This window comes from Sphingobium sp. WR1, from assembly GCF_059693745.1.
The window spans coordinates 24369-43290 of record NZ_JCATID010000031.1 but is presented as its reverse complement, the minus strand read 5'-3'; the positions used below and the strand labels follow the sequence as shown (position 1 = coordinate 43290).

Genomic DNA, 18922 nt, shown 5'->3' with positions numbered 1-18922 from the left:
CCGAACCCTACCAGAAGATCGACGGTGGCCACCCTCTCAGGGAAACCTTCCTACACCACCCCGTGGGACACGACCTGGGATCGGGGGTCGCGGTCTTTGCTTTCCTTTCGGGACAACCTGCTTTCCTCGCCGCTTTTCGATCCGCTTTCGCCGGCCTTGTTTCGTTGGATAGCCGACGATCGCGGCCATATGCTGGCATGGCGCGCCGAATCCGGTCGCGCGCCCTTGCGATTCGCCGGACAGCCTTGTGGCCTGTCCTGGCTGGCCGCCTTCGACCGGGCGGATTTGCGCATCCTGCTTGCGGCGGCGGCGCAGCATCGGCCCGATCCCCTGACGATGCGCCTGCGCTGCGCCGACGGCGGCCAGCGCTGGTGCCGCCTTCGCCTGCGTCGAACCAGCGCGGCCGATGGCCGCGTCTTTTTCTTCGGAACGGTTGAGGACGTCCAGGATTGTCATGACTCCGAAGCGCAGGCGCTGGAAGCCGCGCTGGCGGAAAGTCGCGAACATTATCGCTGGTCGGTCGATCTCAGCCCGCAGGTGCCCTGGACGGCCGCGCCGGACGGCAGCATCGAGGAGGTCGGGCCACGCTTCGAGGATCTGACCGGCATGTCCATGGAGCAGGCGCGCGGCACGGGCTGGATTGCTGCGCTGCATGAGGAGGATATCGAGCGGGTAGCCGCTCTATGGCGCGAGCGGCTCGCCACCGGAGAACCCGTCGATGTCGACTATCGCATCCGGTTGCGTAGCGGCGAATTTCGCTGGATGCGGGCGCGTGCGGCGGCTCGGCGCGATCCGCAGGGCAAAATCGTCCGCTGGTATGGGACGCTGGAGGATGTCCATGCGCGCCGCCTGGCGCAGCGCGACCTCGCCGACAGCGAGGAGCGGTTCCGTCTCGCGGTTCAGTCGGCGCGGCTGGGCATCTGGGATTTCGATGCCGCCACGGGCACGCGCAACTGGTCGCCCGAACTGCGCGCGATGCTGGGCGTGCCGAACGATGCGCCTGCAACCAGTGTCCTGGCGCTGTCCCTGGTGCATCCAGATGACCGCGACGAACTGCGCGCCATGCTGGACGCCGTCGCTGCCGGCACGGTGCCGCCGCATTTCGAGGCGACGCTGCGCATCCACCGCGCGGATGACGGCGTGCTGCGCTGGATCAAGAGCACCGGCTGGAGCACAAGATATGAGGCGGGCCGGCCGCAGCGGATCATCGTCACCTTCCTCGACGTCACCGAAGAACATGATGCCGAAGAGCGTATCCGTTGGGCGGCGACGCATGATCCGATGACATTATTGCCCAACCGGACGCTCTGGCAGGCGCGGCTGGAGGAGATGGCGGCCGATGCGACGGAACGCGGCAGCGGCTTCGGCATGTTGCTGCTCGACATTGACGATCTGAAGCGGACCAATGATTCGCTGGGCCATGATGCCGGCGACGCTCTGCTTCGCGCCTTCGCCGCGCGGCTGGCGACGGTGGCGCCGGCCGACGCGGTGATCGGGCGGCTGGGCGGCGACGAGTTCGGCCTGATCGCGCCATCGCTTGGCGAGGGGCCGGCGCTCGAACGTTGGGGCAATAAACTGTCCGAGCAGTTGCGCAAGCCGCATCTGCATGAAGGCCGCTCGCTCGACTGCGGCGTCAGCATGGGGGCGGCCCTGTTCGGACGGGACGGCGATGCGGCGGACGAACTGCTCAAGGCCGCCGATCTTGCGCTCTATGCGTCCAAAGCAGCGGGTCGGGGGCGGCTGACATTGTTCCATTCCAACCTGCGGGCCGAGGCGCAGCAGCGCGGATCAATGATCCGCATGGCCCGGCAGGTAATCGCCGACGATCTGGTCATGCCCTATTATCAGCCCAAGGTGGACCTGCGCAGTCGCACCGTGCTGGGTTATGAAGCCCTGCTGCGCTGGCGCCATCCTCGCCTCGGCGTGCAACTGCCCGGCAGCATCGCGGCGGCGTTCGACCATGGCGAGATCGCGGTGGCGCTGACCCAGAAGATGCTCGACGCCGTCCTGCGCGACGTGCGGCAATGGCTGGAGGACGGTCATGATCCGGGGCGGGTCGCGATCAACGCTTCGGCCGCCGACTTCACCCAGGCAGGCTTTGCCGAATCGGTTCTGGAACAGCTTGTCCGGTTCGCCATTCCCACCGCGCATATCGAGATAGAGGTGACGGAAACGGTGTTTCTGGGTCGTGGCGCGGATCAGGTGGAAAGCGCCTTGCGCCAGTTCGCGCGCGCGGGGGTCCGGGTGGCGCTGGACGATTTCGGCACGGGCTATGCGTCGCTCAGCCATCTGAAATATTATCCGGTGGACGTGCTGAAGATCGACCGGAGCTTCGTCAGCAATATCGTGCAGGATGAAGGCGATGCCGCCATCGTCGACGCCATCGTCCGGCTGGGCGGCAGCTTCGGCATGGAAGTGGTCGCCGAAGGGGTGGAAACGGAAGAACAGGCGCAACTGCTGCTCCGCCGGGGCTGCATCGTTGGCCAGGGCTTTCATCTCGGCCGGCCGCAGCCCATCGGCGCCATCGCCCCGAAACGCTGAAGGCCGGCCGCTCCGTCATTTGCAGCGGCAGGCGCGGCGCAGCTTTCGCGCGGGTTTTCGGTAAGCGACCTTCTCGGTGACATAGGTGGTGGTCGTCGTCGTCGTGGTGACGGCGGGCTGGACCGTCACCGTGGTCACGGTCGGCGCAGGATAATAATAGCCGCCCGATATATAGCCGCCGGCCGGGCCGGGCATCGGGCCATGGCCCCAGTGCGCGGCGCCATAGGGCGGCGCGTCATAGTCGACGCCCGCGCCGCGCACATCGCCCTCGAACCGGCCTTCATAGGTGCCGCTGACCTGGCGGCCGTCTTCGGTGGTCCAGGTGCCGGTCCAGCGGCCGTCATATGCGTTGCTGCCATATTCCCCCCCGCTGGTCACGACATCGTCGTCATAGCCATAGCCGTCATCATAGCCCGCGCCCGGCCGGCGGGGCGGCGGCGCATCGCGTGGCGCGTCCTCATAACCGCCTTCATAACGGCCCCAGTCGACATCGCTGCGATGATCATAGACCCGGCCATAGCGGTCGGTCATGACCGCATCATCATAATAGCGCGACCAGCCATAGCCATAGGCGGGAGCGGGCAGGCCATAGGCGCCATAATTGGCGATATAATAGCTTGGGCTGATCCAGTAGCGGGGCAGGATGAAGCCGCGGACCGGCCGCCGATAGCCGGCCCAGCCGCCCGGTGCGCGCCAGCCGGCAAACCAGCGGCCATTGTGACGCGGCCCCCAGCGATGCACGCCGTTCCAGTTTGCACCGGGGCGCGGCGTCTGCACGCCCGGCCTGTCGCCGGCCAGCGCCGGCGCTGCCGCGCCGGCCAGCACGAGGCTGGCGCCGATCAGGGTCAGAGTCGGCATCCGCATATCATGTCTCCCTGTTGTCCCGGCGCGCTCCGGCGGACGGACGCGGCCAAAATGCTAACGCGCCGTTTAGCATGATGATCCGCCTGCATCCACGAGTCCAGCCGCTTGGCCCTGTCCCGAAACGGGGCGGGCCGGCGTTCCGCCGGGGCGACGGGGGTCAGGCGATCCGGCCGGCGACCAGCGCGGCGAGCGTTTCCAGGCCCGTCGCATCTTCCGCATCGAAGCGGGCGACCCGCGGACTGTCGAGGTCCAGCACGCCGATGACCTGCCCGTCGAGCATCAGCGGCACGACGATCTCCGACGCGCTCGCCGCGTCGCAGGCGATGTGGCCGGGGAAGGCGTGGACATCGGGCACCAGCTGCGTCTCGCCGGTCTGCGCGGCCGTGCCGCACACGCCCCGGCCCAGCGGGATGCGGATGCAGGCCGCCTTGCCCTGGAACGGGCCGAGCACCAGTTCGCCGCCCACCATGCGATAGAAACCGGCCCAGTTGAGATCGGGCAGAAATTGCCAGATCAGCGCGGACAGGTTCGCCATATTGGCGACGCCATCGGGTTCGTCGCGGGTCAGCGCATCGGCGGCGGACAACAGATCGGCATAAAGGGTCGCCTTGTCGGCGTCGGCAGCGGGGGCAAAATCATACATGCGCCCGATGTAGGCGCTCGATGCGTCCCTGACCAGAGGATCGGCGTCAGTCGAAACGCACCTTGCCGCGCCCCTGCTTCACCGAAGCGCGCGCCTTCTTGGCGTCGACGCGGCGGGCCTTTGCGGCCTTGCCCGGCTTGGTCGCGATGCGGCGGGCGTCGCGCTCATGCGCCTTGGCGATCATCTCGGCCAGCCGCTCGCGCGCATCCTGCCGGTTGGCTTCCTGCGTGCGGAAGCGGTTCGCCTGGATCACGATCTCATTGGCGGAGGTCAGCCGCGATCCGGCCAGTTCCTTGATCTTGCGATAGGCATGGACCGGCAGGCCCAGCCGGAACAGGTTGACGCGCAGTTGCACCGCGGTCGCGACCTTGTTCACATTCTGCCCGCCGGGGCCACCCCCGGTGATGAAGCGCTCCTCCAGCGCGTCATCGGGAATATCAAAGTCCGGCATCGTCCAATATCTCCGGCCCGAAGCCGGCCGCGACGAAGGGGACGGGCAGGGGCGCCGTCGCTTCGGCGGGCGGCTTGTCGCCACGCGGCACGCTCAGGAAGCGGCTGTGCAGCAGCATGGCGCCGTTACCGTCGCCATAGACCGGATCGCCGACGATGCCGAAGCCGAGGCCATGCTGGGCATGGACGCGGATCTGGTGGGTGCGGCCGGTCTCGGGCGTGAAGGCGATCAGCGCGCGGCCGTCCTTCTCTGCCAGCTTGCGCCAATGGGTGACGGCGGGCTTGCCTGCCTTGGCCGCGATCATGCGCCAGCCCTGCGCGGCGGTGCTGACTTTCTTCAGCGACAATTCGATCGTGCCCTCATCCTCGGCCGGCACGCCTTCCAGCACCGCGACATAGCGTTTCGTGACCGTCCCGGCCTCGAACGCGGCGGCGAAGCGCTTGTGCGCCTTGGGATTGCGCGCGAGCAGCAGGCAGCCGCTGGTGTCGCGGTCCAGCCGGTGCACCGGCAGCGGCCAGCGCTGGAAACCGAAGGTCAGCGAGGCGAGATGGTTTTCCAGCGCGATCGACCCGTCGCGCGGTGCGTCCACCGGCAGGCCGGCGGGCTTGTCGAGGATCAGCGCCTCGCCGTCGAGGAACAGGACATGGTCGGTCAGCAGGGCCAAGTGGGAAAATCCGATCGAAGCAAAAGACAGGGGCGATTGACGCGCGCGCCGCATCCTATAGGGCTTGGGGCCGATGGATAAAAGGGGGCAGCCACAGGCGCATTATCGGCTCGACTGGGTCGATGTGGCGCGCGGCATCGGTATCGTCGCCGTCGTCATCGGCCATGTCTGGACGCGCGGGCCGCTGCGCGATGCCATGTATAGTTTCCACATGCCGCTCTTCTTCCTGCTGTCGGGGATGCTCTCGCGCCCGCATCCCGTGGCGGATTTCACCCGTCGCCAGCTTGTCGGCCAGATGCGGCCCTATGCCGCCTTCCTGATCCTGTTGATCGTCGCCGACCAGATCATCGAGCGGGCGAAGGGCCATCTGCCGATCTTCCATCAATGGCCGGAAGATATCGTGCCGATCCTGCTGGGCGGCTTCTGGCTGCGCGGGCCGTTCACCATCTTCTGGTTCGTGCCCTGCCTGATGGTAGCGCGCATCCTGTTCAACGTCGCGCTCCGCCGCTGGCCCGATCCGCTCGACCGGCGATGGGCGCTGATCCTGTTGCCGATGTTGCTCCTCGCCTATGCGCTCGGCCGCTGGACGCAGGCCTCGCCGCTGGGGCTGCTCAGCGTGCCGATGGCGTTCGTGCTGCTCTGGGCCGGGGCGATCGGCCCGCGCGTGCCCTGGCATAACGGCCTGATCCTGCCGCTGGGCGTGCTGGCGCTGCTCGGCCTGTCGGGCGTCACGCCGACCCTCAACATGAAGGTCGCCGACTATGGCTGGCCGCTGCTGTCGATCGGCGCGGCGATCGCGACGTCGCTGCTGCTCTTTCGCCTGTCAGCCCTGATCGCGCCCCTCGCCGGCCCGGTGGCGGCGATCGGGCGCGCGTCGCTGGTCCTCATGTATCTCCACGTCGCGGTGATCCACTATCTGACGCCCTATATGGGGAAGGCAGCGCTGCTGGCGGTGGCGTTGCTGCTGCCGTTTCTGGCTTTCCACCTGCTGCGGGTAACATCGCTACGGCATGTCTTCCTCTGATCCTCAATGCAGATGGCGCAGCTTGTCGGGGTTGCGCATGATGTAGATGGCCGTGACCTTGCCATCCTCGATATCCAGCGCGGTGGTCTGCACCTCGCCATCGGCCTCGCGCGTGACGAAGCCGGGCAAGCCGTTGATGAGGCATGTGCGCAGCAGGGTCGATCCATGTTTGAGAAAATTGACCGCCAGCGCCTTGTGCAATTGCAGGACCTGGCCATGGCCCAGCGCCGGTCGCACGGCAGCGGGGCGCTTGCCGCCGCCGTCGCTGTGCAGGCTCACATCGGCCGCGAGCATCGCGCCCAGCGCCGTCATGTCGCCGCTGCGCGACGCGGCGAAAAAGGCGGAGGCGATTTCCATCCCGCGCGTCTTTTCCACCTGGTAGCGGGGCCGCGCGTCGCGCACATGGGTGCGGGCGCGCGCGGCGAGCTGGCGGCAGGCGGCGGCATCGCGCCCCACCGTCGCCGCGACTTCCTCGAACCCCAAGCCGAAGACGTCGTGCAGCAGGAAGGCGGCCCGCTCCAGCGGCGACAGTCGTTCGAGGGCGAGCATCAGCGGCAGGGCGACATCATCCTGCTCCTCCTCTTCCTCGACCATCGGCTCGGGCAGCCAGGGGCCGACATAGGTTTCGCGCTGGACCCGCGCGGACTTGAGCTGGTCGAGACAGAGCCGCGTCACCGTGCGGCGGAGGAAGGCCTCCGGCTCCCGCACCTCTCTGCGATCCGTGCTCATCCAGCGGATGAAGGCCTCCTGCACCACATCCTCGGCATCGGCGACCGATCCGAGCATACGATAGGCGACACGGATGAGGCGGGGACGCAACGGGTCGAAGCTCGCCGCCGCGTCCGTCTGCGTCCCCCGCTCCATCAGGCCGCCGCCTTCATTGGCATGTCATACCAGAGGTTGAAGCCGACGGCGATGCGGTTCCAGCCGTTGATGATGTTGATCATCAGCGTCAGCTTCACCTGCTCCTCCTCGGTGAATTCCCAGTTCAGCGCTTCCTTCGCGGCTGCATGATCATGGCCCTGCGCGATCTGGGTCATCGCCTCGGTCCAGGCCAGCGCGGCGCGCTCGCGGTCGGTATAGCAGGGGGCTTCGCGCCAGGCGGACAGCAGGTAGATGCGCTGCTCCGTCTCGCCCTTCTCGCGCGCTTCGTAAGTGTGCATGTTGATGCAGTTGGCGCAGCCGTTGATCTGCGAGGAACGGATCTTTACAAGCTCGATCAGGCTCGGTTCCAGGCTGTCGGCGACGGCGGTGGACAGCGCGGTCCAGCTTTTCATCAACTGCGGGGCGGCGGCGTAGGGATTGATCTTGTCGGTCATGATGCAACTCCTTTGGTTGGCATTGCTGACATGACGAGACGGCTCGGCCGGATGTGACATGGACGGCGAATTTTTTTCGCGCGCCTAAAATTTACGTCGGCCGTTCTGGACGGAAGCCGTTGGAAAGCAATTGGGGCCGGCGCATGGTCCCCATGCACCGGCCCCGCAGCATGTCTTCAACCTTCATGCGACCCGAAGGCCGTCTCCATGCTGCTTAATGCGCAGACGCCGCGCCAAGCGATCAGCCGTGCAGCCTGATCGCGGTTTCGGCGATACGGCGGCCCTGGTATCGGGCACCGTCCAGTTCTTCCTCGCTCGGGCTGCGGCTGCCGTCGCCGTCGGCCATGGTGGTCGCTCCATAGGGCGATCCGCCGCGCACCTTGTCGACGCCCATCTGCCCGGCAAAGCCATAGTCCAGGCCCACGATCGTCATGCCGAAATGCAGCAGGTTGGTGATGATCGAGAAGAGCGTGACTTCCTGGCCGCCATGCTGCGACGCGGTCGAGGTGAAGGCGCCACCGACCTTGCCGTTCAATGCGCCGCGCATCCACAGGCCGCCCGCCTGGTCGAGGAAGGCCGCCATCTGGCTCGACATGCGGCCAAAGCGCGTCCCGGTGCCGACGATGATCGCGTCATAGTCCGCCAGTTCGGCGACGGTCGCGATCGGGGCGTCCTGATCCAGCTTGAAATGCGCGGCCTGCGCGACTTCCAGCGGCGCGGTTTCGGGCACGCGCTTGATGTCGACCTGCGCGCCGGCGGACGCGGCGCCTTCGGCCATGGCCTTGGCCATGGTTTCGATGTGGCCGTAGGACGAATAATAGAGAACCAGAACCCTAGCCATTGCGAAGTCTCCTTACCTGAAAGCTGAAGAAAAAGGGGTTGGCCGCCTGCATGAGGGAGGGGGATATGCAGGCGGCCCGGCCCGTCCGAGGGGGAGGGGGAAGGACGGGCCAATCGGGTCAGATACTGTCCACCAGGACGATTTCGGCATCCTCCAGGGCAGTGATGGTGATGGGCGCGCCGCCCAGGATCGCTGCGCCATCGCGGGCTTCGAAGGGCAGGCCGTCAATCTCGATCCGGCCCGTCGCCGGGACCAGATAGAGGTGGCGTCCTTCACCGCTCTCATAGGTCACGCTTGTCCCCGCCTTGATCGTGCCGCCCAGCAGGCGGGCGTCGGCGCGGATGCGCAGCGCTTCCCTGTCCTCGACATAGCCGCTGGCCAGAACCACCAGCTTGCCCGAGCGGTCGCCCCTGGGGAAAGGCTTGGCCCCCCAGCTGGGCTGTCCGCCGCGTGTCCGGGGCATGACCCAGATCTGGAACAGGGTGGTGGTTTCGTCCTCCAGATTATATTCGGCGTGGCGGATGCCGGTGCCGGCCGACATGACCTGAACATCGCCCGCTTGCGTGCGTCCCTTGTTGCCCAGGCTGTCCTGGTGGGTGATCGCGCCGGTGCGGACATAGGTGATGATTTCCATGTCGCTGTGCGGGTGTGGCGGAAAGCCCGAACGCGGGCCGATCTCGTCATCGTTCCACACCCGGATCGCACCCCAGTGCATCCGGTCTTCGTCATGATAGTCGGCGAAGGAAAAATGGTGGCGCGCATTCAGCCAGCCATGGTCGGCATGGCCGAGCGACGCGAACGGGCGGCGCTTGATGCGGCTCGCGATGGTCGTGCTCATGGGCATGTGCCTTTCGTTTCGGGGCCGGAGCTTCCGGCTTGCTTTCCGACAATGTAGCGACCAGGGTCGTTTCTTGAACAAGCAGCTTTGAAACGGATTGTTTCCCGATGCGACTACCTGATTTCGAGGCCTGGGCGATGTTCGCCGCCGTGGTGGAACATCGCAGCTTCACCGATGCGGCCAAGGCCTTGAGCGTGTCGAAAGCTACGGTTTCGAAAGCCGTGACGCGGCTGGAGGAGCATCTGGACACCAGCCTGTTCAACCGCACCAGCCGCCGCCTGGCCCTGACCGAAAGCGGCAAGCGGCTGGCCGACCATGCCCAGCGCATCCTGGTCGAAGGGCAGGCGGCGGAAGAGGCGGCGCGCGACGAGACGGCGGAACTGTCCGGCGTGGTGCGGCTGGGCGCGCCCATGACCTTCGGGCTGCTGCGCATCGCGCCGCTGGTGGCGCAATTTACGAAAGAACATCCGCTGGTCGATGTCGACCTGCATCTGTCCGACGCCAGGATCGATATCGTCGAAATGGGGCTGGATGCGACGATCCGCATCGCCGACATGCCGGACAGCAGTCTGCGCGCGCGGCGGCTGGCGGATGTGACGTTGCACGTCGTCGCCTCGCCCGCCTATCTTGATGCGCGGGGACGGCCGCAGCATCCCTCCGACCTCGGCACTCATGACTGTTTTTGCTATTCCAATGTCGCGACCCCGGACGTGTGGCGCTTTTCCGGGCCGGGGCAGCAGAATGTCGTGGTGCAGGTGCGCAGCCGCATCACAGTCAACAGCGGGGAAGCGATGCTGCCCGCGCTCAGGCTGGGCGTGGGCATTGCCCGGCTGCCCGACTTCATCGTTGGCGATGCGCTGAAAAGCGGCGAGCTGGAGGAGATATTGGTCGACTGGCGGCCCGCGCCCTTCGGCCTGCATCTGGTGACGCCGCCTTCCCGGCTGCGACCCGCGCGCGTCGACGCGCTGCTCGACTTCCTGACCCGCCATCACGGCTGTTAACCGCAGTCGTCCATCCGGCGAAAATAATCGTCCCGGCCTGCCCGACGCCTGCGGGGCGTTTCGCCGATGAAGCCCGCTTGACTCCGGGCAAGCCGTGCCGGCCTCAACCCTTTGTAAACAGATTCGTTTGCCACGACTCGTGGATTCCTGCCGGTTAGCGAAAAATTAACCTTTGTCCTTCAGAAGTTTTTTGGTTAATGATTTGGAGCGGAAGCCGTTCTGGTGGGGTGAACGGGACTGCGACACACCGGAAGGTGCTAACAAGGGGCTTCACATGCGCGTGCTGCTGATCGAGGACGAACCGACCACTGCCAAGGCGATCGAGCTTATGCTCACGACCGAGGGGTTCAATGTCTACACCACCGACCTGGGCGAGGAAGGCCTGGATCTGGGCAAGCTGTATGATTATGACATCATCTGCCTGGACCTGAACCTGCCCGACATGCACGGCTATGACGTGCTCAAGAAACTGCGCGCGGCCAAGGTGCAGACGCCCGTGTTGATCCTGTCGGGCATCAGCGAAATGGACAGCAAGGTCCGCTCGTTCGGCTTCGGCGCGGACGATTATGTGACCAAGCCTTTCCATCGCGAGGAACTGATCGCCCGCATCCACGCCGTGGTGCGCCGGTCGAAGGGCCATTCGCAGTCGGTCATCCGCACCGGCAAGCTGTCGGTCAACCTCGACGCCAAGACCGTGGAAGTGGACGGCAACCGCGTCCACCTGACCGGCAAGGAATATTCGATGCTGGAGCTGCTTTCGCTCCGCAAGGGCACGACGCTGACCAAGGAGATGTTCCTGAACCATCTCTATGGCGGCATGGACGAGCCGGAACTCAAGATCATCGACGTCTTCATCTGCAAGCTGCGCAAGAAGCTGGCGCTGGCCTGCGGCGGCGACAATTATATCGAGACGGTCTGGGGCCGCGGCTATGTGCTGCGCGATCCGGACGAAGTGCTGGAGGAACAGGCCAAGGTCGCCTGATCCGCGCGAAGGGTTAAAGGGGGTGGAAAGGCCGGGGTCCGCAAGGGTGCCGGCCTTTTCCGTTACCGCGTGGGGGTCGGGGAGGGGCTATGCCACCATCCCTTCCCGTCAGAACTCCAGATTGAACCGGCCATAATAGAAGCCGCCGCTGATGCCATAGGGCGCATAGGCATTGTAGAGACTGCCCGCCGTCCGGTTCACCGGCTTCAACTTGTCGGGATAGCTGTTGAGCAGATTGTTCGCGCCGACCGACAGCTTGACGCCCCCGGTCAGCTTGTAGCCGATTTCCAGGTCGAGGATCGTCTTGGGCGTCAGCACCTCGTCCACATAATCGAGCGTGCACCCCGCGCTGCCGGCCGTGCAGGCCACATAGTCACTGGTGTGATAGACCCGCGCGCTGGCCCGCTGGGTGATCTTGCCAAAGCGGGTGGCGCGCAGGTTCAGGTTGAAATCGCCCTTTTCCCACAGGATGTTGGCGATGAACTTGTTGCGCGGCGTGCCTTCGGACAGGTCGCCGATCTTGGCGCGGCCGATCAGCGCCAGCCCGGACGCGGCGATGACGTCGGGCACCGGGTCGATATGGGTGAAGATGGTCTTGTTGAAGTTCGCCGACAGGCTGACCGTCGCCGTCCCCATCTCGCCCAGCCCCGCGCGATAGGTGCTCACGATGTCCAGCCCGCGCGTGCGCGTGTCCGCGGCGTTGGAGAAGATCAGCCCGCCCGCGACGCCCTGAATGCCCGCCGCCGCCAGCGCGTTCATGACCACCGTGCCGCTCAGCGTCTCGCTCAGCAGGATGCGGTCCTTGATCTTCACCTGATAGGCGTCGACCGTGAGGTTGAGGTTCGGCGCGGGCGTGATGACGATGCCGGCCGAGAAATTGGTCGACTTTTCGGGCTTCAGCGACACCGCGCCCAGCGCGCGGGCAGCCACGCCATCCACCGGCAGCGCCTGCACCGGCAGCAGCTGGTTGACCCCGTTCACCGGCACGTTGATGGTTGAGGACGACGCATAATGCTGCTGTTGCAGCGTCGGCGCGCGGAAGCCGGTGCTGGCGGTGCCGCGAATGGCGAAGCCGCGCATCGGCTCGATCCGCAGGGATGCCTTGCCCGTATCGGTGGTGCCGAAGTCCGAATAATCCTCATGCCGCCCGGCCAAGCCGAACTCGACGCCGTCGATGATCGCGCCTTCCAGATTTACATAGGCGCTCCAATTGTCGCGGCTCCATTCGCCCGATCCTTCGGGCAGGAAGCCGGTAACGCCCTGCGATCCGACGCCGGTGCGCACCTGCCCCGCCAGCCAGGCGCCGGCCGGTGAGCGATAGCCGCCGTCGATATAGGATACCGGATCGCCGGCGCCGATCAGGAACCAGTTCTTCTTATATTCTGCGCCCACCGCCAGTGCGAGCGGTTCGCTCAGGCCGACGTCGAATTCCTTGCTGAAGTCCAGATTGCTGGTCCATTCGTCGAAGCGGATCTTGCCCAGATAGAAGCGCGTCGGGCTGGCGGTGCCCATGGAGGGGTTGAGCGAGGTCGTCTGCGAATATTTGACCTCATCCTGTGCATAAGTTGTGGATAAGTCGAACTTGACCCCGCCGCCAATCTCGCCGCGCAGGCCGCCCGCGATCTGGAAATCCTCGTCATAGACGTGGATACGCGGAATATAGCCCTCGGGATAGATTTCGTAGATATTGTTGAGCGCGGCCGGATTGCGATAGGTCAGCCAGCCGGCGGCGTGGCGCTTGGAATATGTGCCGAAGCTGTAAAGCTCCAGCCCGCCATTCCCGACCGGCAGCATGGCGTCATAGCCGAGGTTGCCGCCGATCACCTGCGGCTGGCCATATTTTGCGCGGATGCGGTCCGGGTCCGCATTGCGCGCGTCGCCCGTCGGGTAGAAGGGGTTGGTGGTGATCGGGCTGCTCTCCACGACGCTATTGTCCTGCAACACGCCGTCGCCCGACACATGGATATAGCCGCCGTCCGGTCCGATCGAAAAACCCTTGTCGACCTGCCAGCGCCCCTGCCAGCCGCCATTGTCGGCGGTGCTGCCCATGGTCAGCGCCGCGCTGCCGGACGTGTCATTCTTGAGGATGATGTTGACCACGCCCGCGATCGCGTCCGACCCATATTGCGCCGAAGCGCCATCGCGCAGCACCTCGATCCGCTGGATTGCATTGCCGGGGATCAGGTCCAGGTCCGGCGGCGACTGGCCGTTCTGGACCGATCCGTTGATGAAGAGGGTGGCGGTATTGTGCCGCCGCTTGCCGTTGACCAGCACCAGCAACTGATCGCCGCCCAGGCCACGGAGCGACAGGGTGCGCACCGCCCAGCTCGCGCCCGCGCCATTGTTGGACACGTTGATCGACGGGACAAGTGTGCCCAGCAGGTCGCGCACCGACTGTTTGCCGCTGCTTTCCAGATCCTTGGCGCCCAGCACGTCGATCGGCGCCAGGCTTTCGGCGACGGTGCGCGTGGTGGTGCGGGTGCCGGTGACGATGATCGGCGTGGCGTCCTCGACCGGTTCGGGTGCGGGGGCCATGGCCAGCGCCTCAGCGCCGACGCCCGGAACGTTGGCCTGGGCGTATTGCAGGGCCAAAGGGCCATGGCGCGCCGCGCTGCGGCTGGCGGGGGACGCCAGCGCGATCACGCCCGCGCCCGCGTCGGCGGATTTGAGGTCGGTGCCGGCCAGCAGGCGAGCCAGTGCCTCCTGGGTGGACATCCAGCCCTGGATGCGGCGGCTGCGGATCGCCGCGACCTCGTCATAGGGGAAGAGAATGCGCACGCCCGACTGGGCCGACAATTGGCGGAGCGCACCGCTGAGCGACTGGACATGAATATCGAACTTGTGCCGCTGGACCAGAGTGGCGTCCGTCGTTGCGGCTGCGAGAAGATGGGTGGGCGACACAAGGCATATGGCGAGGGCGGCCCCCGCCATGGCATGGCGAATACGCATTGTCTGTTCCCCTGATCGGCGGCGTTCGCACCGCTTCATTGCCCCGAACGAAGCTATGCCGACATTCCGCTACCCAAGATGACAGTATCGCGACATAAAATGTTGCTGATAGGATTATGAGAATTAGGAAGCCCGGGTCGCTCTGTGACGGTGAATCGTCATGCTGCGGCGCGGCGGATCAGCCGCCGGTTTGCAGGAGCCAGCGGGCCGTGCCCTCTAATCCGAGCGCGGTCAGCCGGCCGGAAAAATAGGCGCCGGTATCAATGCCGATGCGATTGAACCGCTCATCCACCTCGGGTGTGATGCTGTGGCCGTGCACGACCATTTTCGGATGGGCGCGGCGATGCTCCAGAAAGTCGCGGCGGATCCAGCGCAGATCGGCGGGCTGCTGGTCGGCGATGGCCATGCCGGGGCGGATGCCGGCATGGACGAACAGATAGTCGCCCTTTTCGACATAGTCGGGCAGATCGTCCAGAAAATCGACATGGGGCCGGGGGATGTGGGTCAGCATCCACGCGACGACGGCGGCGTCGTCCATCGCCTCGAACAGGCGCGGCGCCAGCCCGTAGCTCGCCAGCGTCTGCGCGCCGCCGGCCTTGCGGAACGTGGGTATCACCCGCTCGTCGCCATAGGCGGCATGGAGGAACAATTCCTCATGATTGCCCTTGAGGCAGAGCGCGCCCTCTTCCGCGACCAGCGCCATGACCCGCTCGATCACCTGGCGCGATGCGGGGCCGCGATCGACCAGATCGCCCAGGAAGATGAGTTGCGACCGCCTCGGCACGCGTGAATCCCGGTCGCGGGCGATCAGCGCCAGCAACTGATCGAGCAGGTCCAGCCGCCCATGGATGTCGCCAATGGCATAGAGGCGCGCATCCTCGCCCGCGCTGGGTGGCGGGCGGTCATCCGGCTCGGCCTCCAGCCATCTGCCAATGCGCCAGAAACTCATGCCGCCAGTGTCGCCTAGAGGCGGGGCAGAGTCACCCCCTGCTGCCCCATATATTTGCCCGCGCGATCGGCATAGCTGACCTCGCACGGCTCATTGCCCTGAAGGAACAGGAACTGGCACGCGCCCTCATTGGCGTAGATCTTGGCGGGCAGCGGTGTGGTGTTGGAAAATTCCAGCGTCACATGCCCCTCCCAGCCCGGCTCCAGCGGGGTGACGTTCACGATGATGCCGCAGCGCGCATAGGTGGATTTGCCAAGGCAAATGACCAGCACGTCGCGCGGCACGCGGAAATATTCGACCGTGCGGGCCAGCGCAAAGCTGTTGGGCGGGATGATGCAGCAATCGGTCTTGCGGTCGACGAAGCTGTTGGCGGCGAAATCCTTGGGGTCCACCACCGCGCTGTCGACATTGGTGAAGATCTTGAACTCGTCCGCCACCCGCGCGTCATAGCCGTAGGAGGACAGGCCGTAGCTGATGCAGCCTTCGCGCTTCTGGCTCTCCACGAACGGCTCGATCATGCCGGTCTTGAGCGCCTGTTCGCGAATCCATTTGTCGGAAAGAATGGCCATGGGTGTTCAGCTCTTTTTGATGGGGCCGATGCCCAGGTCCGCCGGACCGAAGGCATGGGGGAGGAGGTCGGCGACGCACAGGTCCAGCACCCGGTCGCCGCTGGGCGTTGCGCAATAGATGGCCAGCGTGCGGCCCGCCATCTGTTCGGCTTCGTTCATGATCTGGCGGCACCGGCCGCAGGGGGTGACGAGCGCCTCTTCCGCTGCATCCATCGCGCCGCCGACGACGGCGATCTCGGCGACATCGGCAAAGCGGCCTTGCGCATTGGCGTTCGCCAGCGCCACCGTTTCGGCGCAGAGCGACAGGCCGTAGCTGGCATTCTCGAAATTGCAGCCGATGATGATGCTGCCGTCGGTCAGGCGCACCGCCGCGCCCACGGCGAAGCGGCTATAGGGCGCATGGGCATGGGCCATCGCTCCGCGCGCGGCGGCGATCAGCGTCTGGACGTCTTTTTCTTCACGCATCAGGGCGCCACCACATTCCATCGGACCGGACCATCGACGCCGTCGATATGCCGCATGTCGCTGGCTGTCCACATCACCCAGGGGCGGCCGGCATGATCGGGGGGGAAGAAATTGCGGTCCAGCCACAGCGTCCGGTTGATGCCCGACCCGATATCATAGGCCTTGTCGAAATCCTCGCTCAGGTTCAGCAGCGCGGGCTTGCCGGCCTGACCTTCGACCAGATTGATCAGGGTGTTGAGGTCGGACAGCAGTCGGTCGCGCCCCGGCCGCGCCTTGCAGCCCGGCTCGAAGGCCAGGCGGATCACCGGGGGCAGGGCGGCATTGTCGCGCGGCACCGTGGTCATGAAGCCGGTCGCCTGGTCGCTCGGCCGGTGGCACAGGCTGAAATCGATCAGCGCGCCATAGCGCATTCCCGCCGTCCGCACGCCGCGCCAGTTGGCGGCGAAGGCCGGGTCGCGCCGTCCCGCGCCATCGACCGCGCGGATATAGGCGAAGTCCGCCCCCTGCGCCGCCAGCGTGCCCCATTCGACCGTGCCGTTGCCGGAATCGATGGCGACGCCCTGCACCGGATATTGCTCGCGGTCCGGCGCCCAGGCGCGCGCATAGAGCCACAGCGCCAGGGCAAGCGCCGCAATCACCGCCAGTCCCGCCCCGATACGGAACAGCAGGCCCCCCAAAGTCACAACCCTGATCGTCTTACCCCTTGATATGCAGCACGCAGATGAGCGTGAAAAGTCGCCGCGCCGTGTCGAAATCGACGTCGATCTTGCCCTCCAGCCGTTCCTTCAGCACCTCGGCCGCGTCATTGTGGATGGCGCGGCGGGCCATGTCGACCGTCTCGATCTGCTGGGGCGACGCATTGCTGATCGCCTGATAGTAACTGTCGCAGATCGCGAAATAGTCGCGGATCGGGCGGCGGAACCGGCCCAGGCCCAGGATGATCGCCTCCAGCGGGCTGTCATCCTCCCGGTTGATCTCGATCACCAGCCGGCCTTCCTCGACCCGCAGCAGCACCTTGTAGGGACCGGCATAGCCGTCGCCATGCTCGCGCTGCGGGGCGAAGTGATTATCCTCCAGCAGGTCGAAGATCGCGATGCGCCGTTCCTGCTCCACGTCGGCATTGCGCCACAATATCGTGCGCTGGTCGAGCTGTATGTCTATGATGCGCGGATCGGCCATGGTGAAGCGGATAGTCAGTGCGGCGGCGCGCGCCGAAATGCAAGCGGGACTTATCCACAGATGCTTTCCGATTGGCCCCTTGCGTGGAACGGTGCGGGAGAGGAAAGAGGGCGCATGGTCGAACTGCTGAAAATCAATGCCGCCGAAAACGCCGGCACCGAACTGCCGCGCAATGTCGAAGCCGAAGCCGCGCTGCTGGGCGCGATCATGATCGACAACCGCATTGCCGAGGATGTGCAGCTCAAGCTCAAGGCCGAACATTATTTCGAGCCGCTCCACGGCCGCATCTACGACGCGATCATGCGCCTGCTGGACAAGGACATGGTCGCCAACCCGGTGACGCTGAAACCCATGCTGGAACAGGACCCCGCGCTCAAGGAACTGGGCGGCGCGGCCTATCTGGCGCAGCTCACCGGCAATGGCGCGGCGCTGATCGGCGCGCGCGACTTCGCCAGCCAGATCTACGACCTTGCATTGCTGAGGCAGCTTGTCAGCGTTGGCCGTGAACTTGTTGAAAATGCGATGGATACCAGTGAGGATGTCAATCCCCGCGAACAGATAGAGGCGGCCGAAGTCGCGCTCTACAAAGTGTCCGAGGGGGAGGGCGAGACGGGCTCCGTCAAGAGCTTCCTCTCCGCCTCCACGATGGCGGTGCAGGTCGCCGAGCGCGCTCTGAACAGCGGCGGCCATGTCTCGGGCATCACCACCGGCATCAACAGCCTCAACGCCAAGATCGGCGGTCTGCACAATTCGGACCTAATGATCCTTGCCGGGCGTCCGGGCATGGGCAAGACGTCGCTCGCCACCAACATCGCCTATAATGCCGCGTCGCGCTGGCTGCGCGACAATGCCGACGGCATCCCGCCGGAAAAGAATATGGGCGCGAAGACCGCTTTTTTCAGCCTCGAAATGTCGGCGGACCAGCTCGCCACGCGCGTCCTGGCCGAACAGTCGGGCATTTCGGGCGAAGCGCTGCGTATGGGCAAGATCAGCCGCGCCGACTTTCAGAACCTGTCCCGCGCCGCGCGCGACCTTCAGGAACTGCCGCTGTTCATCGACGATACGCCCGGCCTCACCATCGCCGCGCTGCGCACCCGCGCGCGTCGCCTCAAGCGCCGCCATGATATCGGCTTCATCGTCGTCGACTATCTCCAACTGCTCCAGGGCACCGGCCGCGGCAACGAGAATCGCGTCAACGAGATTTCAGAAATTTCCCGTGGTCTGAAGACCTTGGCGAAGGAACTTCATGTTCCGGTTCTGGCCCTGTCGCAGCTCAGCCGTGCAGTCGAACAGCGCGAGGACAAGCGGCCCCAGCTCTCCGACCTGCGCGAATCCGGCTCGATCGAGCAGGACGCCGACATGGTCTGGTTCGTGTTCCGCGAGGATTATTACGAGGCCGCCAGGGAGCCAAAGCCCGACGACGAGGCCGCTTATGCCGCATGGAAGGAAAATATGGAGCGCATCTACGGCCTGGCCGAAGTGATCGTCGCCAAGCAGCGCCACGGCTCCACCGGCCGCATCCGCATGAAGTTCGACGCCAAGATCACCCGCTTCTCCGACCTTGCCGACGACAGCTATCAGGATCTGGATTACGAATAATCCGGCAAACCAACCTCCGTTCGTTTCGAGCGAAGTCGAGAAAC

Annotated in this window: 19 protein-coding genes; 5 read left to right on the top strand and 14 right to left on the bottom strand. The window is 65.5% G+C overall.

Going from position 1 to position 18922, the window contains the following annotated elements; genetic code table 11:
- Window positions 1-189 precede the first annotated feature (189 nt).
- Window positions 190-2541, top strand: a complete 2352-nt coding sequence (locus AC58EF_RS24760) for a putative bifunctional diguanylate cyclase/phosphodiesterase (RefSeq protein WP_497279137.1) — start codon at window positions 190-192, stop codon at window positions 2539-2541.
- Between the two features lie 15 nt (window positions 2542-2556).
- Here AC58EF_RS24760 and AC58EF_RS24755 read toward each other — a convergent pair whose 3' ends face one another.
- The 4 genes from AC58EF_RS24755 to AC58EF_RS24740 form a co-directional block, all read right to left on the bottom strand.
- Complete coding sequence (locus tag AC58EF_RS24755; RefSeq protein ID WP_497279134.1) at window positions 2557-3405, bottom strand: RcnB family protein; 849 nt, start codon at window positions 3403-3405, stop codon at window positions 2557-2559.
- Between the two features lie 157 nt (window positions 3406-3562).
- On the bottom strand, window positions 3563-4048 hold the full coding sequence (locus AC58EF_RS24750) for a GAF domain-containing protein (RefSeq protein ID WP_497279133.1): 486 nt from the start codon (window positions 4046-4048) through the stop codon (window positions 3563-3565).
- A gap of 46 nt (window positions 4049-4094) precedes the next feature.
- Entirely contained in the window at window positions 4095-4499 is a 405-nt protein-coding gene (arfB, locus tag AC58EF_RS24745; protein WP_497279131.1) for an alternative ribosome rescue aminoacyl-tRNA hydrolase ArfB, read from the bottom strand.
- A complete protein-coding gene (locus AC58EF_RS24740) occupies window positions 4486-5163 on the bottom strand; it encodes an RluA family pseudouridine synthase (protein WP_497279130.1) in 678 nt (225 codons plus the stop codon). Before AC58EF_RS24740 ends, arfB begins: the two co-directional genes overlap by 14 nt.
- A gap of 73 nt (window positions 5164-5236) precedes the next feature.
- Between AC58EF_RS24740 and AC58EF_RS24735 the strand changes: the two genes are divergently transcribed.
- Window positions 5237-6187, top strand: a complete 951-nt coding sequence (locus AC58EF_RS24735; protein ID WP_497279129.1) for an acyltransferase family protein — start codon at window positions 5237-5239, stop codon at window positions 6185-6187.
- Between the two features lie 3 nt (window positions 6188-6190).
- On the opposite strand, the gene AC58EF_RS24730 is transcribed toward AC58EF_RS24735, so the two are convergent.
- The 4 genes from AC58EF_RS24730 to AC58EF_RS24715 all read right to left on the bottom strand — a co-directional run bounded on the left by AC58EF_RS24730 (window position 6191) and on the right by AC58EF_RS24715 (window position 9185).
- A complete protein-coding gene (locus AC58EF_RS24730) occupies window positions 6191-7051 on the bottom strand; it encodes a sigma-70 family RNA polymerase sigma factor (protein WP_497279128.1) in 861 nt (286 codons plus the stop codon).
- On the bottom strand, window positions 7051-7506 hold the full coding sequence (locus AC58EF_RS24725) for a carboxymuconolactone decarboxylase family protein (protein WP_497279127.1): 456 nt from the start codon (window positions 7504-7506) through the stop codon (window positions 7051-7053). Before AC58EF_RS24725 ends, AC58EF_RS24730 begins: the two co-directional genes overlap by 1 nt.
- A gap of 241 nt (window positions 7507-7747) precedes the next feature.
- Window positions 7748-8347, bottom strand: a complete 600-nt coding sequence (gene wrbA / locus AC58EF_RS24720) for an NAD(P)H:quinone oxidoreductase (RefSeq protein ID WP_497279125.1) — start codon at window positions 8345-8347, stop codon at window positions 7748-7750.
- Window positions 8348-8465: 118 nt separating this feature from the next.
- On the bottom strand, window positions 8466-9185 hold the full coding sequence (locus AC58EF_RS24715; protein WP_497279124.1) for a pirin family protein: 720 nt from the start codon (window positions 9183-9185) through the stop codon (window positions 8466-8468).
- Between the two features lie 107 nt (window positions 9186-9292).
- Here AC58EF_RS24715 and AC58EF_RS24710 point away from each other — a divergent pair, with 107 nt between their 5' ends.
- Window positions 9293-10186: a LysR family transcriptional regulator gene (locus AC58EF_RS24710; RefSeq protein WP_497279123.1), complete on the top strand. Its 894-nt coding sequence runs from the start codon at window positions 9293-9295 to the stop codon at window positions 10184-10186.
- A 274-nt stretch (window positions 10187-10460) separates the two neighbouring features.
- Complete coding sequence (gene ctrA / locus AC58EF_RS24705) at window positions 10461-11168, top strand: response regulator transcription factor CtrA (protein WP_179042650.1); 708 nt, start codon at window positions 10461-10463, stop codon at window positions 11166-11168.
- Between the two features lie 108 nt (window positions 11169-11276).
- Here the strand turns inward: ctrA and AC58EF_RS24700 are convergent, their stop codons facing one another.
- From AC58EF_RS24700 to AC58EF_RS24675, 6 genes are all read right to left on the bottom strand, one after another.
- Window positions 11277-14117, bottom strand: a complete 2841-nt coding sequence (locus AC58EF_RS24700) for a TonB-dependent receptor plug domain-containing protein (RefSeq protein WP_497279121.1) — start codon at window positions 14115-14117, stop codon at window positions 11277-11279.
- 178 nt (window positions 14118-14295) lie between these two features.
- On the bottom strand, window positions 14296-15066 hold the full coding sequence (locus AC58EF_RS24695) for a metallophosphoesterase family protein (protein WP_497279119.1): 771 nt from the start codon (window positions 15064-15066) through the stop codon (window positions 14296-14298).
- Between the two features lie 14 nt (window positions 15067-15080).
- Window positions 15081-15635, bottom strand: a complete 555-nt coding sequence (gene dcd, locus AC58EF_RS24690; protein WP_497279117.1) for a dCTP deaminase — start codon at window positions 15633-15635, stop codon at window positions 15081-15083.
- A gap of 6 nt (window positions 15636-15641) precedes the next feature.
- The gene (locus tag AC58EF_RS24685) at window positions 15642-16100 is read right to left on the bottom strand and encodes a cytidine deaminase (RefSeq protein WP_497279116.1); all 459 of its coding nucleotides are present in this window, start codon (window positions 16098-16100) and stop codon (window positions 15642-15644) included.
- Window positions 16100-16783, bottom strand: coding sequence for a GH25 family lysozyme (locus AC58EF_RS24680; protein ID WP_497279115.1), 684 nt, complete (start codon window positions 16781-16783; stop codon window positions 16100-16102). The genes AC58EF_RS24685 and AC58EF_RS24680 overlap by 1 nt, the downstream gene beginning before the upstream one ends.
- Window positions 16784-16796: 13 nt before the next feature.
- A complete protein-coding gene (locus AC58EF_RS24675) occupies window positions 16797-17279 on the bottom strand; it encodes a UPF0262 family protein (RefSeq protein ID WP_497279113.1) in 483 nt (160 codons plus the stop codon).
- Window positions 17280-17393: 114 nt separating this feature from the next.
- On the opposite strand from AC58EF_RS24675, the gene AC58EF_RS24670 reads away from it, so the two are divergent.
- Window positions 17394-18878, top strand: coding sequence for a replicative DNA helicase (locus AC58EF_RS24670; protein ID WP_497279112.1), 1485 nt, complete (start codon window positions 17394-17396; stop codon window positions 18876-18878).
- The last annotated feature ends 44 nt before the right edge of the window (window positions 18879-18922 follow it).